Origin of the sequence: Prevotella sp. 10(H), assembly GCF_000711235.1 — a bacterium.
Taxonomy (GTDB): Bacteria; Bacteroidota; Bacteroidia; order Bacteroidales; family Dysgonomonadaceae; genus Dysgonomonas.
Genome location: NZ_JOMI01000002.1, coordinates 172,252 through 188,991 on the forward strand (window position 1 = coordinate 172,252; position 16,740 = coordinate 188,991).

A 16,740-nucleotide genomic window follows, 5' to 3' on the forward strand; every position below is an offset into this window, starting at 1 on the left:
ATTCTCATTCTAAAAACTGCATATGGAACTAGAAAATAAAAACGAAAAAAATAAAATTGTTATCTTGCTGGCACATCCTGATTATAATGAGTCGGAAGCTAACAAAGCATTGATTGAAGCCGTTTACAATCCTATCGATGTAGACTTGTATAATCTGTATAGTGAAAAGCAATACACGGTTACAGAATGGGCAAATATTCTGGCGAAAGCTTCTTTCGTCATCTTTCAATTCCCTTTTTACTGGATGTCGGCACCTGCCAAACTTAAGGAGTGGCAGGATGATGTACTAAATTCCTTAGCAAGAACTCCTGCTATTGCGGGTAAACCGTTTATGGTGGCGACCACAACCGGATGGAGTCAGGATGCATACAGAAGCGGTGGAAAGATAGGCTTTACAATGGATGAACTTTTACGTCCTTTTCAGGCAGGGATTACCTATGCCGGTATGATTTGGAAAACACCATTGGTTGTATATGGAATCGGGACTGCCAACTCGGCTAAGAATATTTCTATCGGGGTCGACCAATACAGGAATATTGTAAATCATTATATAGAGACATCACAAGAAAGTGCATGGTGATCTTTCCTGAACTGAACATATACTAAGAAAGGCTATTCTCTTCAAAGAATAGCCTTTCTTATTGCTCCTTATGCTGTTCTAATTTATAGATAATATCCTTCAGGGAACTTCGTAAGATCATTTTATGAAAGGGTTTCACAGGCAAGAAGTATAATCTGCCAAAGAAATTATTGAAATGTACAGCCGTCGTTATAGATAACTTCTTTTTATCCGGATCATCCGCAACCGGCTCTAGTAGCATAGAAACTTTAAAATTCAGGTGCTTGTCCTCTTCGCCTAATATGATTTCGTTTTCAGCTTTATCCAGCAATTTGAAAATTCCGATTTGCTCTCCCGCCTCATATTTAATTTCATCAGCGTGTACTACCGGCATATCGTCCCCGGTTTTAAGTCCGAACGGCTTCATAAGTATATTTCTGAGTTTCAATAAAGATTCTGCCCATTTCGGGCCACCCGATGCGAATATTCTCACCACATCTGTCAGCCCGATCTTTTGATCTTTATCGGAGAAAAAGCTTTGGAATGAATCGATGTAATCGAATGATTTCTCTTCATTTTTAATAATTGACACTTCCGGGATGTCTGCTCTTTTTATTACCATTTCTCTAATCTTTTGATTATGTTATATATAGGTTACGATAATAGAGCTTAGTATTCAGTATTAAAGATACTGAATATTTAGTATAAAAACCTTTCCGGAACATTATTCTTTCACCCCTTTTGTCGAATATCCCAGCCTTTTTATTGCGGGTATAAATGATGCGATTATTCCGATCGCAAGCGTTGCGATTCCGGCAATAATAAATGCATTCAGCAGTCCTATTCTTTCGGCAATAAATCCTGTAGCGAGTAAACCCGGTATGGTCGGTAATAAGCTTACACTATCGTATATGGAGAATACCCGTCCAAGCGCTGCCGGATCTATTTTGGTTTGAAGAATCACTGTAAAAGAACTCCAATAGATAGAGCCTGCCACACCGCTTAGGGCAGTAAGGAATACATACAATACAAATCCTGATGTAGGCAGCACACCCATCGCCCAATAAGTAATACCTAAACCTATTGCTACAATATTCATACAAAGAACCTTATTTGCCGTCTTCATAAATTTAAGGCTAAGGAGTGCTCCTCCGACAAGCATACCTATTCCCCATGCCATTTCTACCAGTCCCATCTGGTAAGCGTTCCCGCCGAAATAACTGGTTGTCATCAACGGATAGAGGGCGGCGATAGGCACAATAAAGAAAGTAATACCGATGACAGATATCATAAGGTAGGTTATTCCACGGTCGATAAACATATGTCTTATGCCTTCCTTTACTTCGAGCCATACATTCGGCTCTGCATTTTCTTTCTTTTCCGGATTAGGAATCTTAACAAAAAGCAAGGACGTACATGCTATGGCCGCGCCCAATACGTCGAACATCATTACATATGTCATATTGAGTAATGATATAAGCACGGCACCCAACGCGGGCCCTGCAATATTACTGATCGACTGTATCATCTGGTTGATTCCCGCAACCCGCATGAGTTCGCTTTCGGGAGCTAGCAACGGCACGGATGCCTGCATGGCGGGCATATGAAAAGCACTTCCTGCCGAACGGAGAGCTAGTAAGAAGTAAATCAGCCATAAAGGAGTTATATCAAGATAAAAGAGTATACCCAATACAGCAGAGCAAACAGCGACAAAGCTGTCGGCAAGTATCATCGTGCGTTTTCTGTCCCAGCGGTCTACATATACTCCGGTGAAAAGCCCTAGTACAATGAAAGGAAGCAGGGTAGCTATCATGGCAGTGGCCAAAACTTCGGCTGATTCTGTCTTTATACTGAGCCAGAATACAACGGCGAAGCCTACAATAGAGCTACTGAGGGTGGAGAAGAGCTGCCCGCTCCATATTATGGCGAATGTTCGTTTCCAATTATTCATAAATGTATTTATCCTGATACAGGAATTCGGGTATTAAACAAATCCGTACTAAATACGATTTGTTGATTATTAAACAAATGTGCGTGAAAATCGATTTTGCCTTAATTATAATTAAGGATTGGGAGGAATCGGGAATTCCTCAATGGTAAAAGGCCGAGAAGAGAAGTATAAGCTTCATAATAGTATGCTTTAGAGGTGCAAAAATACAATTTTGTTTTGAAATTATAAAAATTATTTATGTATATGTTCGTTTGTTAATGACTTTCGCTTAGAAAATATTAGTTGCATAGACAACAAATATTTGATTTTCAATAAGATAAAAATGTTATTTTCGCATAGTTTCTTTTGAAACTAATATAATACTCATATCTTTGTGCCTCATTTAACTAATTTTATTTTATCAGAATGAAGAAGAGATCAATACTGGTTGCGGTTCTGTCCCTTTGCCAGATTACATTTATTTTTGCCGGAGGGATTCTGACAAATACGAATCAGAGTGCACATTTTATACGTATGGTGGCGCGCGATGCATCATTGCAGATCGATGCGGCGTATACCAATCCTGCCGGACTGGTAAAACTCAAAGACGGTTTTCACTTCTCGTTCACAAATCAGAGTGCATTCCAGACAAGGACTATAACTTCCACATATGCGCCTTTTGCAGGTTTTGGAGGAAATGCCACTAAAGAATTTGAAGGTAAAGCTTCGGCACCTATAATTCCTAGTTTACAGGCTGCTTACAAGACAGGCAAATGGGTGCTTTCCGGTAATATTGCAGTAACAGGCGGTGGCGGTAAAGCCACATTTAACAGAGGGCTTCCTTCTTTCGAGGCTCAACTGGCAGTGCTTCCCGGAGGGATAAATAAATTGGGTCCTTTGGTGGGGCAGGTAATTCCCGGGGCAACACTGACTGCCGATAAATACTCTGTGGATGCTTATATGAGAGGTTCATCTTTTATCTACGGCGCCCAATTGGGAGGCTCGTACGAAATAAATGATATGTTTTCTGTATATGGCGGTTTCCGCCTGAATATAGTAAACAACAAGTATGAAGGTCATTTGCGGAATATTATGATAAATCCTACATCTAATGTTCCGGCATTAGGCACAGGTGCTATGGTTTCTGCCCCGCAATATTTTAGTACACTTGCGCAGAACCCGCAAATGCCAGCACAATATAAAGCTTTGCTGGAAGGTTATGCGGCTAGTACTGCTGATAAATACCTTGAATCTTCACAGTCAGGTTGGGGAATATCGCCGATACTCGGATTCAATTTTAATTACAAAAATCTGAATGTTGGAATGAAGTTCGAGTTTAAAACCCCGTTGAATGTGGAAAATAAAACGAAAGTAGATAATACAGGACAGTTTGGTGACGGTGTAAATACCGCTCATGATATTCCTGCTTTATTTACGGTGGGAGCATCTTATCAGATAACTCCGAAATTGCTGGCTAGCGTAGGTTATCATCATTTTTTCGACTCTTCTGCCGGAATGGCTGCGGTATCTAATCCTGCAAACCCTGCCGAAAAAATAGAAAAGCAAAATTTTATCAATGGCGGTACAAATGAGTATCTTGCCGGAATTGAATATCGTATAGACAGGATGTTTTTGATCAGTGCCGGAGGGCAGATAACCCGTTACGGTTCAACTGATGCATACCAGCAAGACCTGAGCTTTTCTTGTAATTCTTATTCAGTAGGTTTGGGGGGTGAAGTGACAGTCGCAAAGAATGTAGCCATTAATGTAGGTTATTTTTGGACAACATATTCAGACTGGACAAAGAAATGGGATAATTACAATTATTTAACCCCTGCGGATCAAACGCCGGTTCCGGGAACAGATGTATTCTCACGTACAAATAAAGTATTCGCAGCAGGAGTCGATTTTTCATTCTGAAAAAGACTCTAAGTACAATAGATTTTTTCTATAAAACATATGGTAAAGCAGGAAAGAAATATTCTTTTCTGCTTTCTGTATTATTATCATTATTTAGGGCTAACGGCTTATTTGGCTTACAGTCTGCATTTTTCTTGTTTTTTTCTGATAAATATTTGTGTAATTAGCTGATAATGTCTACATTTGCAACCCGAATAACGCATGAAAAGAAGCTTATTTTGGTGGTAAATATTTGATTGCCATTAAAATAGCTTTCGTTTATTGTGTTTTTCGATAAAGTAAATATGTATAACAAAAATTGAATTTAAAAGTTCTAAAGATTAAAACAAGATGCCTACGATTCAACAATTAGTAAGAAAAGGACGTACTGTTTTGGTTGAAAAGAGTAAATCACGTGCATTGGATTCTTGCCCTCAACGCAGAGGTGTTTGTATCCGCGTGTACACAACTACTCCTAAGAAACCTAACTCAGCGATGCGTAAAGTAGCACGTGTGCGCTTGACAAACACAAAAGAGGTAAATGCTTATATTCCTGGAGAAGGACACAACTTGCAGGAGCACTCGATTGTACTTGTTAGAGGTGGCCGTGTGAAAGACCTTCCGGGTGTTCGTTATCACATTGTTCGCGGAACATTGGATACTGCCGGTGTGAATGGTCGCACACAACGTCGCTCTAAGTACGGAGCAAAACGTCCTAAACCGGGAGCAGCAGCTGCAGCAGCTAAGGGTAAAAAGAAATAATCCCTGACGGCAATCCCTTTAACCGAGATTTTTAATTAAGTATTAAAACGGTTTAAGTTTATTGGATAGGCTATACATATGGGTTGAGTAAATGGTTCGGCGGAACCGTTGAAGACATCAGAAAATTGGCAACCAAAAACAAGAACAAAATTTTTTTAAGCAAAAATGAGAAAAGCAAAACCAAAGAAAAGACAGATCCTTCCGGATCCTGTTTTCGGTGATGTAAAGGTTACAAAGTTTGTTAACCACTTAATGTACGATGGTAAAAAATCGACTGCGTTCGATATTTTCTATACAGCATTGGAGATTGTAAAGAAAAAACTACCAAACGAAGAAAAGTCTGCTTTGGAAATATGGAAAGCAGCATTAGATAATGTAACTCCACAAGTAGAAGTGAAGTCACGCCGTGTAGGTGGTGCAACATTTCAGGTTCCTACCGAAATTCGCCCAGACCGCAAAGAATCAATCTGCATGAAGAATCTTATTCTATACGCTCGCAAGAGAGGTGGAAAAACCATGGCTGATAAGTTGGGTGCAGAAATTACAGATGCATTCAATAGCCAGGGAGGCGCATACAAAAGAAAAGAGGATATGCACAAAATGGCAGAAGCTAACCGTGCGTTCGCTCATTTCAGATTTTAATTAAAAGAGAGTTATTTAAAACCGATGGCAAAAGTTATTGACAATTTAAGACTTACAAGAAATATAGGCATCATGGCTCACATCGATGCCGGTAAAACCACTACCTCAGAACGTATCTTGTTCTATACCGGTCTTACCCATAAGATAGGAGAAGTGCACGATGGTGCAGCTACTATGGACTGGATGGCGCAGGAGCAGGAACGTGGTATCACTATTACATCTGCTGCGACAACAGCGAGTTGGAAGTATAACAATGAGATTTTTAAGATCAATTTGATAGATACACCCGGACACGTTGACTTTACAGTAGAGGTAGAGCGCTCGCTTCGTATCCTCGACGGTGCTATTGCTGCTTACGATGCTGTAAGTGGAGTAGAACCTCAGTCGGAAACAGTATGGCGTCAGGCTGACAAATACGACGTGCCTCGTATGTGTTATGTAAACAAGATGGACCGTTCGGGTGCAGACTTCTTTGAAGTGGTTCGCCAGATCAAAGAAATGCTCAACGGTAACCCTTGTCCTGTTCAGATTCCTATCGGAGCTGAAGAAAACTTCAAAGGTATTATCGACCTTGTGAAAATGAAGGCGATGTACTGGCACGATGAAACTATGGGCGCTGACTATGAATTGGCTGATATTCCTGCCGAATATATGGACGAAGCTCAGGAGTGGAGAGAAAAAATGCTTGAAAAAGCTGCTGAATGCGATGAAACCTTAATGGAGAAATTCTTCGATGACCCTTCTACTATTACAGAAGACGAAATTCTTGCAGCGCTTCGTATCGGTACTCTGTCTATGCAGATCAATCCGATGCTTTGCGGTTCTTCATTTAAGAATAAAGGTGTTCAACCGCTTTTGGATGCAGTTTGTAAATTCCTGCCTAGTCCTACTGATACTTTAGCTATCGAAGGTACAGACCCTAGAAACGGAAATACAATTGTACGTCATCCAAGCCCGGATGAGCCGATGTGTGCTTTGGCATTTAAGATTGCTACCGACCCGTTTGTAGGCCGTTTGTGCTTCTTCCGTGTTTACTCGGGAGAACTGGCTGCCGGATCGTATGTATATAATACTCGTTCTGAAAAGAAAGAGCGTATTTCACGTCTGTTTCAGATGCACTCAAACAAGCAGAATCCTAAGGATGTGATCGGTACAGGTGATATAGGTGCAGGTGTCGGTTTCAAAGATATCCGTACAGGAGATACATTATGCGATGAGAATAATCCGATTGTTCTGGAATCTATGGACTTCCCTGAACCGGTTATCGGAATCTCTATCGAGCCTATCACTCAGAAAGATGTGGATAAACTTTCTAACGGCCTGGCTAAACTGGCTGAAGAAGATCCTACATTCCGTGTACACACAGACGAAGATTCAGGTCAGACAATTATCGAAGGTATGGGTGAGCTTCACCTCGAAATTATCATCGACCGTCTGAAACGCGAATTTAAAGTTGAATGTAACCAAGGCCGTCCTCAGGTATCTTATAAAGAAGCGATTTCTCAGACAGTTGAGCTTCGCGAAGTTTATAAGAAACAATCAGGAGGTCGCGGTAAGTTTGCCGATATCATTGTTAAGGTGGGTCCTACCGATGCAGGCTTCGAAGGTGATCTTCAGTTCATCGATGAAGTAAAAGGTGGTAATGTTCCTAAAGAATTTATCCCTTCTGTACAAAAAGGTTTCCTTGCTGCAATGAAGAATGGTGTACTTGCAGGATATGCGCTTGATAAACTGAAAGTAGTTCTTGTAGATGGTTCTTACCATACAGTGGACTCCGACCAGTTGTCTTTCGAACTTTGTGCTAAGTTTGCATTCAAGAATGCTTGTGAAAAAGCAAGCCCGGTATTACAGGAGCCTATCATGAAACTTGAGGTGGTTACACCTGAAGAAAGCATGGGTGATGTGATCTCCGACCTTAACAAACGTCGCGGACAAGTTGAAGGTATGGAATCGAGCCGTTCAGGTGCACGTATCGTGAAAGCGAAAGTGCCTTTGGCAGAAATGTTCGGTTATGTAACATCGCTTCGTACTATTACATCGGGTAGAGCAACATCAGCAATGACATTCTCTCACTACGAAGTAGTATCGCCGTCGATTGCCCGTCAGGTACTGACAGAAGTTAAAGGACGTGTCGATCTGATCAAATAAAAATTCAGGCTGCGGTTAGTAAATGACTCTTAACCGCAGTCTTCAAATTTTATATAACAATTATTGAATAACTAATTAAAAAAAGACAATGAGTCAAAAGATTAGAATTAAACTAAAATCTTACGATTACATGCTGGTAGACAAGTCTGCCGAAAAAATCGTTAAAACAGTAAAAGCAACAGGTGCAGTAGTAAGCGGTCCAATTCCGTTGCCGACACACAAACGTATATTTACTGTTAACCGTTCAACTTTCGTTAACAAGAAATCGCGCGAGCAGTTCGAACTGTCTTCTTATAAAAGACTGATCGACATCTACAGCTCTACAGCCAAAACAGTAGATGCACTGATGAAACTTGAATTGCCAAGCGGTGTCGAAGTTGAAATTAAAGTTTGATGAAATTTATAGTTTTAAATAAATAATTAAGAGAAATGCCAGGATTATTAGGAAAAAAAATCGGAATGACATCCGTTTTCAGTGCCGAGGGAAAAAATATTCCATGCACTGTTATCGAAGTGGGTCCTTGTGTTGTTACTCAGGTAAAAACAGTTGATAAAGACGGTTACGAAGCTGTGCAACTGGGGTTTGTTGAAAAGAAAGACAAACACACCAGCAAGCCGCTTGCCGGACATTTCAAAAAAGCCGGAGTAGCACCTCAAAGACACTTGGCCGAGTTCAAAGGAATTGAAGGTCGCAAAGCAGGCGATGTACTTACTGTAGACTTCTTCGAAGACGCACAGTATGTAGATATTATCGGAACATCGAAAGGTAAAGGATTTCAGGGAGTTGTTAAACGCCACAATTTCGGTGGGGTAGGACAGGCTACACTGGGTCAGCACAACCGTCTTCGTGCTCCGGGTTCTATCGGTGCTTGTTCTTATCCTGCGAAAGTATTCAAGGGAACAAGAATGGGCGGACAGATGGGTAACGAACGTGTTACTATCCAAAACCTTGAAGTAATTAAGTTGATTCCGGAACACAATCTTTTGTTGATTAAAGGCTCTGTACCGGGAAGTAAAGGTTCAATCGTATTAATAGAGAAATAATGGAACTGAGTATATTAGATAAAAGCGGTAAAGATACCGGCAAAAAAATAGCGTTGAACGATGCTATTTATGGAATTGAGCCTAATGAACACGTTCTTTGGTTAGATGTAAAACAGTATCTGGCTAACCAGCGTCAGGGTACTCACAAAACAAAGGAAAGAAGCGAAATGTCAGGTAGTACACGCAAACTTATCCGCCAGAAAGGTGGAGGCGGTGCACGTCGCGGTGACATTAATTCTCCTGTATTAGTGGGTGGTGCACGTGTATTCGGCCCTAAACCGAGAGATTATAGCTTCAAACTGAATAAGAAGGTTAAACAACTTGCCCGCAGATCGGCTCTTTCTATGAAAGCTAAAGACAGCCAGATTGTAATAGTTGAAGACCTTTCGTTCGATGCACCGAAAACAAAAGATTTCGTAGCACTGACTAAGAGCCTGCAAGTAGCTGATAAAAAGATACTTCTTGTTTTGCCGGATCAAAATAAAAATGTATATTTGTCGGCTCGTAATTTAGAGAGAGTAAAAGTGGTAAGAGCTTCTGACCTAAATACTTACTCAATACTTAACTGCACAAGTCTGGTATTGGCTGAGTCATCGGTTGCTGTTATCGATAACCTTTTAAAAGCATAAGGAGGTAATACTATGGGAATTATTATAAAACCAATATTGACAGAAAAACAAACAGCGATTTCGGAAAAGTTCCCTAATCGTTATGGTTTTCGCGTAGCTCCAAGTGCAAACAAAGTGGAGATTAAGAAAGCGATCGAAGAGCTTTACGGCGTAAAGGTTGAGTCTGTAAACACAATCAACTATGCCGGAAAGCGTAAAAGCCGTTACACCAAAGCAGGTGTTATCAGTGGTAAGACTTCAGCTTTCAAAAAAGCAATAATCACCCTCAAAGACGGTGACAGTATAGACTTTTTTAGTAATATCTAAATAAAAAATGGCAGTACGTAAACTAAAGCCCACAACACCGGGGCAAAGACACAAAATTATTGGTACATTCGAAGAGATCACTGCAAGTGTACCAGAGAAATCTCTTGTAGTCGGTAAAAAAGCGTCTGGAGGCCGTAACAACCAAGGAAAGATGACCATGCGTTATCTTGGTGGTGGTCACAAAAGAAGCTTCAGGCTTATCGATTTCAAGAGAACAAAAGACGGAATACCAGCCACTGTAAAATCAGTAGAATACGATCCGAACCGTTCGGCTCGTATCGCTTTGTTGTATTACGCTGACGGAGCAAAGACATATATCCTCGCTCCTCAGGGATTGGTAGTAGGTCAGACAGTGATGTCGGGAGCCGATGCTGCTCCTGAAGTTGGGAATGCATTGCCGCTGGCAAAAATTCCAATCGGTACAGTTATTCATAATATCGAATTACGCCCGGGTCAGGGTGCTAAGATGATTCGCTCGGCAGGTACATTTGCTCAGTTGACTTCACGCGAAGGAAACTATGCGATTATCAGAATGCCTTCAGGTGAAACACGTAAAATCCTTTTAGCTTGTAAAGCTACTATCGGTAGCGTAGGTAATTCGGATCATGCTCTTGAAAAATCAGGTAAAGCCGGACGCTCTCGCTGGCTTGGACGTCGCCCTCACAACCGTGGTGTAGTAATGAACCCTGTCGATCACCCAATGGGTGGTGGTGAAGGTCGCGCTTCGGGAGGACACCCAAGATCACGTAAAGGATTGTACGCTAAGGGTCTTAAAACTAGGGCTCCTAAGAAACATTCTTCTAAGTACATAATCGAAAGAAGAAAGAAATAATAACCTGATTAATCAATAAGAAATTATGAGTCGTTCGTTAAAAAAAGGCCCGTATATTAATGTTAAGCTTGAGAAAAAAGTCTTGGCCATGAATGAGTCAGGTAAGAAAGCTGTAGTTAAGACATGGGCAAGAGCTTCGATGATATCACCCGACTTTGTAGGTCACACTATCGCTGTTCACAACGGAAATAAATTTATTCCTGTATATGTAACAGAAAATATGGTAGGCCACAAACTTGGAGAATTTGCTCTGACACGTACATTCCGTGGACATGGTGGTAACAAGAAAAGATAAGAAGCAGCCAGTAATTAATTAAAAAAAGAAAACATTAAAAATAATGGGTAAAAGAAAACGTATAGCAGCTGAAGCAAGAAAGGAAGCTTTGAAGACCATTTCTTTTGCTAAGTTGAACGATGTACCGACTTCGCCTCGAAAAATGCGCCTTGTGGCCGACATGATTCGCGGTATGGAAGCGTTCCGTGCACTTGGCGTACTGAAATACTCTAATAAAGAAGCAGCTGCTAGAATAGAAAAACTATTACGTTCAGCTATCGCAAACTGGGAAGCTAAGAATGAGCGTAAAGCCGAAAGCGGTGAATTATATGTGTCGTTGATAAATGTAGACGGTGGCGCCATGCTGAAAAGAATGCGCCCTGCTCCACAGGGAAGAGGTTACAGAATACGCAAGCGTTCAAACCATGTAACCCTCCACGTAGATACACTTAATAAAGAAATTCAAAATTAATTAGCAGATGGGACAAAAAGTAAATCCAATAGCAAATCGTCTAGGAATCATCCGTGGATGGGATTCTAACTGGTATGGAGGCAAAAAATATGGCAACACACTGTTGGAAGACAGCAAAATCCGTAAATACCTCAATGCCCGTCTGGCTAAGGCAAGTGTGTCGCGCATCGTTATCGAGCGCACACTAAAACTGGTAACTATTACAGTTTGTACTGCACGTCCGGGTATCATCATCGGTAAAGGCGGACAGGAAGTAGACAAACTGAAAGAAGAGTTGAAGAAAATTACAGATAAAGATATTCAGATCAACATTTTCGAAATCAAGAAGCCGGAATTGGATGCAGTCATTGTAGCCAACAACGTAGCCCGTCAGCTGGAAGGTAAGATCGCTTACCGCCGCGCTATCAAGATGGCTATCGCTTCAACGATGAGAATGGGTGCCGAAGGTATTAAGATTCAGATATCAGGCCGTCTTAACGGAGCCGAAATGGCCCGTTCAGAAATGTATAAAGAAGGACGTACTCCGCTTCATACATTCCGTGCCGATATCGACTATGCACATGCCGAAGCGCTTACAAAAGTTGGTTTGATAGGTATCAAAGTATGGATTTGCCGTGGAGAAATATACGGCAAGAAAGACCTAGCCCCTTCGTTCGTATCGTCTAAAGAAGGCGGACACTCCAACAACAGAGGTGGTGGTGACCGTCGCAACAATAGAGGCGACAGAGACGATCAGGGAAAAGGTTTCAAGAGAAATAAGAGAAAGTAATTAAAAAAACGTTTGAAGTAAAATGTTACAACCGAAGAAAACAAAATTCAGAAGACAGCAAAAAGGTCGTATGAAAGGTAATGCCCAGAGAGGGCATGAGCTGGCTTTCGGTTCATTTGGTATCAAAACGCTTGAAAACAAATGGATCACAGGACGCCAGATAGAAGCGGCCCGTATTGCAGTAACTCGTTACATGCAGCGTCAAGGACAAGTTTGGGTTAGAATTTTCCCTGACAAACCTATCACTAAGAAACCTGCCGAAGTACGTATGGGTAAAGGTAAAGGTTCTCCGGAAGGTTTCGTTGCACCGGTAACACCAGGTAGAATCATTTTCGAAATCGAAGGTGTCTCTTTCGATGTGGCAAAAGAAGCATTGCGCCTTGCAGCACAAAAGCTTCCTGTGACTACAAAATTTGTAGTGCGCAGAGATTATGACTTAACTCAAAACGCTTAAGAAGTATGAAAATTGCAGAAGTAAGAGAACTTTCGGACAAAGAATTGAAAGAAAGATTAGATGCTGAAAGAATAGCATTAAACCAATTGGTGTTAAACCACAGTGTATCTCCATTGGATAACCCGACTAAGATCAAAGAAAAACGTCGCGACATCGCACGTTTCATGACTGAGTTGCGCCAAAGAGAACTAAAAAACAAATAAGAGCTGATGGAAACGAGAAATTTAAGAAAAGAAAGATTCGGGGTCGTTTTCAGTAATAAGATGGACAAGACTATCACAGTTGCTGTAAAATGGAAAGAAAAACACCCTATTTATGGAAAATTCGTTAACAAAACGAAGAAATATCATGCTCACGATGAAAAGAACGAGTGCAACATCGGCGACACAGTGCGCATCATGGAAACTCGTCCGTTGAGTAAAACAAAAAGATGGAGATTAGTAGAAATAATCGAAAGGGCTAAATAATTATGATACAACAAGAATCAAGACTGGTAGTTACTGATAACAGTGGAGCCAGAGAATGCTTATGTATCCGCGTATTGGGCGGAACAAGAAGACGTTATGCGTCGGTAGGGGATGTGATTGTGGTTGCTGTCAAAAATGTGATCCCTTCGAGTGATATAAAGAAAGGTGCTGTAACAAAAGCTATTATCGTACGTACAAAGAAAGAAATCCGCCGTCAGGACGGTTCTTATATCCGTTTCGACGATAATGCTTGTGTATTGCTAAATGCAGCAGGTGAAATCAGAGGAAGCCGTATTTTCGGACCGGTTGCACGTGAACTTCGCGCAACTAACATGAAAATCGTTTCGTTGGCACCAGAGGTACTTTAATCCATAAAACTAAAAAGCAATGAGTAAATTACATATCAAAAAAGGCGATATAGTTTATGTGAATACCGGTGTCGACAAAGGTAAGACAGGCCGCGTACTGAAGGTGCTTGTTGAAAAACAACGCGCTATAGTAGAAGGTCTCAACATGGTATCAAAAGCTACTAAGCCTAACGCGAAAAATACGCAGGGAGGAATAGAGAAAAAAGAAGCTCCTATCCACATCTCGAACCTTAACGTGGTAGACCCTAAATCAGGTAAACCTACACGTATCGGCCGCAAAGAAGTGAATGGAAAGCTAGTACGTTACGCTAAAAAATCAGGGGAGGAAATTAAATAATGAGCAATACAACAACTCTTAGGACAGATTATAAAGACCGTATTGTAGCTTCTTTGATGAAAGAATTCGGTTATAAATCGACAATGCAGGTTCCTGTATTGAAAAAAATAGTTGTCAACCAAGGTCTTGGTATTGCAGTTGCAGATAAAAAAATTATCGAAACAGCGATCAACGAAGTTTCAACTATTACAGGACAAAAAGCGGTAGCGACATTCTCTAAAAAAGATATTTCGAACTTCAAATTGCGTAAGAAAATGCCTATCGGTGTGATGGTTACGCTGCGTCACGATAAAATGTACGAGTTCCTTGAAAGACTTGTACGTGTTGCATTGCCTCGTATCCGCGACTTCAAGGGTATCGAAAGCAAGCTGGACGGGCGTGGAAACTATACACTGGGTATACAGGAACAGATCATCTTCCCTGAAATAAATATCGACAATATTAGCCGTATTTTGGGAATGAATATTACCTTTGTAACTTCCGCAAAAACGGATGAAGAAGGGTATGCCCTACTGAGAGAGTTCGGATTACCATTTAAGAACGCAAAAAAAGAATCGATATAAGATGGCAAAAGAATCAATGAAAGCTCGTGAGGTAAAAAGAGCTAAAATGGTTGCTAAATATGCAGCTAAAAGAGCGCAACTGAAAGCTGATGGCGATTACGAAGCGCTACAGGCTCTACCTAAGAATGCTTCACCTGTACGCCTGCACAACCGTTGCAGCATCACAGGACGTCCGAAAGGCTTTATCCGCCAGTTCGGAATTTCGCGTATTCAATTCCGCGAAATGGCATCCAAAGGTCTGATACCGGGAGTGAAAAAAGCGAGCTGGTAAACACAGAAATTATAAGTTATAAATTATAATGATGAATGAGCGGCCGATGCTATCCGAAAATTCATACCTTATAATTTATAACTCGTAACTATAATAACAGTTTTTAAATATTGTCCCGGAGTCGGGATTAATTTAAATCATTTTAAACATGACAGATCCAATAGCAGATTATTTGACGCGTGTAAGAAACGCCATCATGGCTGGACACAGAGTTGTAGAAATTCCGGCGTCAAATTTGAAAAAAGAGATTACTAAAATTCTCTTGGAAAAAGGCTACATTCTTAACTATAAGTTTGTAGAAGAAGGACCTCAGGGCTCTATCAAGATAGCCTTGAAATACGATCCTGTAAATAAAGTAAATGCAATAAAGAAACTTATCCGCATTTCTACACCGGGACTTCGTAAATATGTAGGGTATAAAGACATGCCCCGTGTTCTTAACGGACTAGGGATAGCTGTAGTATCTACCTCTAAAGGAGTGATGACAGACAAGGAAGCTCGCGAACTCAAAGTTGGTGGCGAAGTAATGTGTTATGTTTATTAATTAAGAGGAGGATAACAAATTATGTCTAGAATAGGAAAATTACCCGTAAACCTTCCCGCAGGCGTTACAGTTACTGTTGGTAAGGATAACGTAGTTACAGTGAAAGGCCCTAAAGGAGAACTTACACAAGAAGTGAATCCTGATATTAAAGTATCTGTAGAAGATGGAGTGTTATCAGTAACACGTCCGTCCGACGATAAAGCTCATCGCTCACTACATGGATTGTACAGATCGTTGATCAACAACATGGTTGTAGGAGTTTCTGAAGGATATCGCAAAGAAATGGAATTGATCGGAGTTGGTTACCGTGCTTCTAACACAGGCCAGCTACTCGAGCTTTCTTTAGGTTACACGCACAATATCTTTTTGCAGTTGCCTAACGAAGTAAAGCTTGAAACTAAATCGGAAAGAAACAAAGCTCCGCTAATCATTCTCGAATCTTGTGATAAACAACTGATCGGTCAGGTTTGCTCAAAAATTCGCTCATTCCGTAAACCGGAGCCTTACAAAGGAAAAGGTATACGTTTTGTAGGTGAAGTTATCCGTCGCAAGTCTGGTAAAACCGCAGGTAAATAATTCTAAACTGTAGCAATCATGATGACAAAGACAGATAAAAGAAATAAAATAAAATTACGCGTACGTGGTAAGATTTCAGGAACTTCCGAACGTCCGCGTCTGACAGTATTCAGAAGCAACAAGCAAATATACGCTCAGGTTATCGACGATTTGACAGGTAAAACTCTGGCGGCAGCTTCGTCTCTTAAACTAACAGACAAAGCTCCTAAAAAAGAAATCGCTGCAAAAGTCGGTGAGCTTATTGCTAAAACTGCTCAGGAAGCTGGTGTAACAGCTGTGGTATTCGACCGTAACGGTTACCTGTACCATGGTAGAATTAAAGAATTGGCAGATGCTGCCCGTAAAGGTGGACTTAAATTTTAATAGACATGGCAGGAGTTAACAATAGAGTAAAATCGACCAACGATATCGAATTAAAAGACAGACTAGTTGCGATCAACCGTGTTACAAAAGTGACCAAAGGGGGTCGTACATTCAGCTTCGCTGCTATCGTAGTTGTAGGAAATGAAGACGGTATAGTAGGCTGGGGTCTGGGTAAAGCTGGTGAAGTAACAACAGCCATAGCTAAAGGTGTTGAAGCTGCTAAGAAAAACCTTATCAAGGTTCCGGTACTAAAAGGAACTGTTCCTCACGAGCAAATCGCACGTTTCGGAGGTTCTGAAGTAATGCTTCGTCCGGCTGCTCCCGGTACAGGGGTGAAAGCAGGAGGTGCGATGCGCGCCGTACTTGAAAGCGTCGGAGTAACAGACGTATTGGCAAAATCGAAAGGTTCATCCAATCCTCACAACCTTGTGAAAGCAACGATTGAGGCTTTAGGAGAACTCAGAGATGCATATACTGTAGCTCAGAACAGAGGTATTTCAATGGAAAAAGTGTTTAAAGGTTAATTTGCAA

Annotated in this window: 26 protein-coding genes; 24 read left to right on the plus strand and 2 right to left on the minus strand. The window is 41.0% G+C overall.

Going from position 1 to position 16,740, the window contains the following annotated elements:
* Positions 1-22: 22 nt before the first annotated feature.
* Complete coding sequence (locus tag K348_RS0104185) at positions 23-580, plus strand: NAD(P)H-dependent oxidoreductase (RefSeq protein WP_029903233.1); 558 nt, start codon at positions 23-25, stop codon at positions 578-580.
* 58 nt (positions 581-638) lie between these two features.
* Here K348_RS0104185 and K348_RS18345 read toward each other — a convergent pair whose 3' ends face one another.
* Positions 639-1,181, minus strand: a complete 543-nt coding sequence (locus K348_RS18345) for a DUF2867 domain-containing protein (protein WP_051697620.1) — start codon at positions 1,179-1,181, stop codon at positions 639-641.
* A gap of 102 nt (positions 1,182-1,283) precedes the next feature.
* On the minus strand, positions 1,284-2,510 hold the full coding sequence (locus K348_RS0104195) for an MFS transporter (protein ID WP_029903235.1): 1,227 nt from the start codon (positions 2,508-2,510) through the stop codon (positions 1,284-1,286).
* Positions 2,511-2,915: 405 nt separating this feature from the next.
* On the opposite strand from K348_RS0104195, the gene K348_RS0104200 reads away from it, so the two are divergent.
* The 23 genes from K348_RS0104200 (at position 2,916) to rpsE (ending at position 16,733) form a co-directional block, all read left to right on the plus strand.
* A complete protein-coding gene (locus K348_RS0104200; protein WP_029903236.1) occupies positions 2,916-4,409 on the plus strand; it encodes an aromatic hydrocarbon degradation membrane protein in 1,494 nt (497 codons plus the stop codon).
* Positions 4,410-4,739: 330 nt separating this feature from the next.
* Positions 4,740-5,150, plus strand: a complete 411-nt coding sequence (gene rpsL, locus K348_RS0104205) for a 30S ribosomal protein S12 (protein ID WP_029903238.1) — start codon at positions 4,740-4,742, stop codon at positions 5,148-5,150.
* Between the two features lie 165 nt (positions 5,151-5,315).
* Positions 5,316-5,792, plus strand: a complete 477-nt coding sequence (gene rpsG / locus K348_RS0104210; RefSeq protein ID WP_029903239.1) for a 30S ribosomal protein S7 — start codon at positions 5,316-5,318, stop codon at positions 5,790-5,792.
* 24 nt (positions 5,793-5,816) lie between these two features.
* On the plus strand, positions 5,817-7,940 hold the full coding sequence (gene fusA, locus K348_RS0104215; protein ID WP_029903241.1) for an elongation factor G: 2,124 nt from the start codon (positions 5,817-5,819) through the stop codon (positions 7,938-7,940).
* An 88-nt stretch (positions 7,941-8,028) separates the two neighbouring features.
* The gene (gene rpsJ, locus K348_RS0104220) at positions 8,029-8,334 is read left to right on the plus strand and encodes a 30S ribosomal protein S10 (protein ID WP_006800262.1); all 306 of its coding nucleotides are present in this window, start codon (positions 8,029-8,031) and stop codon (positions 8,332-8,334) included.
* A gap of 35 nt (positions 8,335-8,369) precedes the next feature.
* Entirely contained in the window at positions 8,370-8,984 is a 615-nt protein-coding gene (gene rplC, locus K348_RS0104225; RefSeq protein ID WP_029903243.1) for a 50S ribosomal protein L3, read from the plus strand.
* The gene (rplD, locus tag K348_RS0104230; protein WP_029903245.1) at positions 8,984-9,613 is read left to right on the plus strand and encodes a 50S ribosomal protein L4; all 630 of its coding nucleotides are present in this window, start codon (positions 8,984-8,986) and stop codon (positions 9,611-9,613) included. The genes rplC and rplD overlap by 1 nt, the downstream gene beginning before the upstream one ends.
* Positions 9,614-9,625: 12 nt before the next feature.
* Positions 9,626-9,919, plus strand: coding sequence for a 50S ribosomal protein L23 (rplW, locus tag K348_RS0104235; RefSeq protein ID WP_029903247.1), 294 nt, complete (start codon positions 9,626-9,628; stop codon positions 9,917-9,919).
* Between the two features lie 7 nt (positions 9,920-9,926).
* Positions 9,927-10,751 (plus strand): 50S ribosomal protein L2, encoded by an 825-nt coding sequence (gene rplB, locus K348_RS0104240; protein ID WP_029903249.1) that lies wholly within the window; start codon positions 9,927-9,929, stop codon positions 10,749-10,751.
* Positions 10,752-10,776: 25 nt separating this feature from the next.
* Positions 10,777-11,046: a 30S ribosomal protein S19 gene (gene rpsS, locus K348_RS0104245; protein WP_029903251.1), complete on the plus strand. Its 270-nt coding sequence runs from the start codon at positions 10,777-10,779 to the stop codon at positions 11,044-11,046.
* Between the two features lie 43 nt (positions 11,047-11,089).
* On the plus strand, positions 11,090-11,497 hold the full coding sequence (rplV, locus tag K348_RS0104250; protein WP_029903253.1) for a 50S ribosomal protein L22: 408 nt from the start codon (positions 11,090-11,092) through the stop codon (positions 11,495-11,497).
* Positions 11,498-11,504: 7 nt separating this feature from the next.
* Positions 11,505-12,266 carry a 30S ribosomal protein S3 gene (rpsC, locus tag K348_RS0104255; protein ID WP_029903254.1) on the plus strand — a complete coding sequence of 254 codons (762 nt, stop codon included), beginning with the start codon at positions 11,505-11,507 and terminating at the stop codon, positions 12,264-12,266.
* A 22-nt stretch (positions 12,267-12,288) separates the two neighbouring features.
* Complete coding sequence (gene rplP, locus K348_RS0104260; RefSeq protein ID WP_029903255.1) at positions 12,289-12,720, plus strand: 50S ribosomal protein L16; 432 nt, start codon at positions 12,289-12,291, stop codon at positions 12,718-12,720.
* 5 nt (positions 12,721-12,725) lie between these two features.
* The gene (gene rpmC / locus K348_RS0104265) at positions 12,726-12,923 is read left to right on the plus strand and encodes a 50S ribosomal protein L29 (protein ID WP_029903257.1); all 198 of its coding nucleotides are present in this window, start codon (positions 12,726-12,728) and stop codon (positions 12,921-12,923) included.
* 6 nt (positions 12,924-12,929) lie between these two features.
* Positions 12,930-13,187, plus strand: a complete 258-nt coding sequence (gene rpsQ, locus K348_RS0104270) for a 30S ribosomal protein S17 (protein ID WP_029903260.1) — start codon at positions 12,930-12,932, stop codon at positions 13,185-13,187.
* 2 nt (positions 13,188-13,189) lie between these two features.
* On the plus strand, positions 13,190-13,555 hold the full coding sequence (rplN, locus tag K348_RS0104275) for a 50S ribosomal protein L14 (protein WP_029903261.1): 366 nt from the start codon (positions 13,190-13,192) through the stop codon (positions 13,553-13,555).
* 19 nt (positions 13,556-13,574) lie between these two features.
* Positions 13,575-13,892 (plus strand): 50S ribosomal protein L24, encoded by a 318-nt coding sequence (rplX, locus tag K348_RS0104280; protein ID WP_029903263.1) that lies wholly within the window; start codon positions 13,575-13,577, stop codon positions 13,890-13,892.
* Entirely contained in the window at positions 13,892-14,455 is a 564-nt protein-coding gene (rplE, locus tag K348_RS0104285) for a 50S ribosomal protein L5 (RefSeq protein ID WP_029903265.1), read from the plus strand. Before rplX ends, rplE begins: the two co-directional genes overlap by 1 nt.
* A gap of 1 nt (position 14,456) precedes the next feature.
* Positions 14,457-14,726, plus strand: a complete 270-nt coding sequence (rpsN, locus tag K348_RS0104290) for a 30S ribosomal protein S14 (protein WP_029903266.1) — start codon at positions 14,457-14,459, stop codon at positions 14,724-14,726.
* A gap of 148 nt (positions 14,727-14,874) precedes the next feature.
* Complete coding sequence (rpsH, locus tag K348_RS0104295; RefSeq protein WP_029903268.1) at positions 14,875-15,270, plus strand: 30S ribosomal protein S8; 396 nt, start codon at positions 14,875-14,877, stop codon at positions 15,268-15,270.
* Positions 15,271-15,291: 21 nt separating this feature from the next.
* Positions 15,292-15,846 carry a 50S ribosomal protein L6 gene (gene rplF / locus K348_RS0104300; RefSeq protein WP_029903270.1) on the plus strand — a complete coding sequence of 185 codons (555 nt, stop codon included), beginning with the start codon at positions 15,292-15,294 and terminating at the stop codon, positions 15,844-15,846.
* Positions 15,847-15,864: 18 nt separating this feature from the next.
* Positions 15,865-16,209, plus strand: a complete 345-nt coding sequence (gene rplR / locus K348_RS0104305) for a 50S ribosomal protein L18 (protein WP_029903272.1) — start codon at positions 15,865-15,867, stop codon at positions 16,207-16,209.
* Between the two features lie 5 nt (positions 16,210-16,214).
* A complete protein-coding gene (gene rpsE, locus K348_RS0104310) occupies positions 16,215-16,733 on the plus strand; it encodes a 30S ribosomal protein S5 (RefSeq protein WP_029903274.1) in 519 nt (172 codons plus the stop codon).
* Positions 16,734-16,740: the final 7 nt, after the last annotated feature.

What these genes read in the sequence shown, in the direction of transcription:
- rplW (WP_029903247.1), top strand. Translation starts at nt 9,626, where the DNA reads ATGGGAATTATTATAAAACCAATATTGACAGAAAAACAAACAGCGATT.
- rplN (WP_029903261.1), top strand. Translation starts at nt 13,190, where the DNA reads ATGATACAACAAGAATCAAGACTGGTAGTTACTGATAACAGTGGAGCC.
- rplR (WP_029903272.1), top strand. Translation starts at nt 15,865, where the DNA reads ATGATGACAAAGACAGATAAAAGAAATAAAATAAAATTACGCGTACGT.
- rplD (WP_029903245.1), top strand. Translation starts at nt 8,984, where the DNA reads ATGGAACTGAGTATATTAGATAAAAGCGGTAAAGATACCGGCAAAAAA.
- rpsC (WP_029903254.1), top strand. Translation starts at nt 11,505, where the DNA reads ATGGGACAAAAAGTAAATCCAATAGCAAATCGTCTAGGAATCATCCGT.
- rplB (WP_029903249.1), top strand. Translation starts at nt 9,927, where the DNA reads ATGGCAGTACGTAAACTAAAGCCCACAACACCGGGGCAAAGACACAAA.
- K348_RS18345 (WP_051697620.1), bottom strand. Translation starts at nt 1,181, where the DNA reads ATGGTAATAAAAAGAGCAGACATCCCGGAAGTGTCAATTATTAAAAAT.
- rpsQ (WP_029903260.1), top strand. Translation starts at nt 12,930, where the DNA reads ATGGAAACGAGAAATTTAAGAAAAGAAAGATTCGGGGTCGTTTTCAGT.
- K348_RS0104185 (WP_029903233.1), top strand. Translation starts at nt 23, where the DNA reads ATGGAACTAGAAAATAAAAACGAAAAAAATAAAATTGTTATCTTGCTG.
- rpsE (WP_029903274.1), top strand. Translation starts at nt 16,215, where the DNA reads ATGGCAGGAGTTAACAATAGAGTAAAATCGACCAACGATATCGAATTA.
- K348_RS0104195 (WP_029903235.1), bottom strand. Translation starts at nt 2,510, where the DNA reads ATGAATAATTGGAAACGAACATTCGCCATAATATGGAGCGGGCAGCTC.
- K348_RS0104200 (WP_029903236.1), top strand. Translation starts at nt 2,916, where the DNA reads ATGAAGAAGAGATCAATACTGGTTGCGGTTCTGTCCCTTTGCCAGATT.
- fusA (WP_029903241.1), top strand. Translation starts at nt 5,817, where the DNA reads ATGGCAAAAGTTATTGACAATTTAAGACTTACAAGAAATATAGGCATC.
- rplP (WP_029903255.1), top strand. Translation starts at nt 12,289, where the DNA reads ATGTTACAACCGAAGAAAACAAAATTCAGAAGACAGCAAAAAGGTCGT.
- rpsN (WP_029903266.1), top strand. Translation starts at nt 14,457, where the DNA reads ATGGCAAAAGAATCAATGAAAGCTCGTGAGGTAAAAAGAGCTAAAATG.
- rpmC (WP_029903257.1), top strand. Translation starts at nt 12,726, where the DNA reads ATGAAAATTGCAGAAGTAAGAGAACTTTCGGACAAAGAATTGAAAGAA.
- rplX (WP_029903263.1), top strand. Translation starts at nt 13,575, where the DNA reads ATGAGTAAATTACATATCAAAAAAGGCGATATAGTTTATGTGAATACC.
- rpsS (WP_029903251.1), top strand. Translation starts at nt 10,777, where the DNA reads ATGAGTCGTTCGTTAAAAAAAGGCCCGTATATTAATGTTAAGCTTGAG.
- rpsG (WP_029903239.1), top strand. Translation starts at nt 5,316, where the DNA reads ATGAGAAAAGCAAAACCAAAGAAAAGACAGATCCTTCCGGATCCTGTT.
- rplC (WP_029903243.1), top strand. Translation starts at nt 8,370, where the DNA reads ATGCCAGGATTATTAGGAAAAAAAATCGGAATGACATCCGTTTTCAGT.
- rplF (WP_029903270.1), top strand. Translation starts at nt 15,292, where the DNA reads ATGTCTAGAATAGGAAAATTACCCGTAAACCTTCCCGCAGGCGTTACA.
- rpsL (WP_029903238.1), top strand. Translation starts at nt 4,740, where the DNA reads ATGCCTACGATTCAACAATTAGTAAGAAAAGGACGTACTGTTTTGGTT.
- rpsJ (WP_006800262.1), top strand. Translation starts at nt 8,029, where the DNA reads ATGAGTCAAAAGATTAGAATTAAACTAAAATCTTACGATTACATGCTG.
- rpsH (WP_029903268.1), top strand. Translation starts at nt 14,875, where the DNA reads ATGACAGATCCAATAGCAGATTATTTGACGCGTGTAAGAAACGCCATC.
- rplE (WP_029903265.1), top strand. Translation starts at nt 13,892, where the DNA reads ATGAGCAATACAACAACTCTTAGGACAGATTATAAAGACCGTATTGTA.
- rplV (WP_029903253.1), top strand. Translation starts at nt 11,090, where the DNA reads ATGGGTAAAAGAAAACGTATAGCAGCTGAAGCAAGAAAGGAAGCTTTG.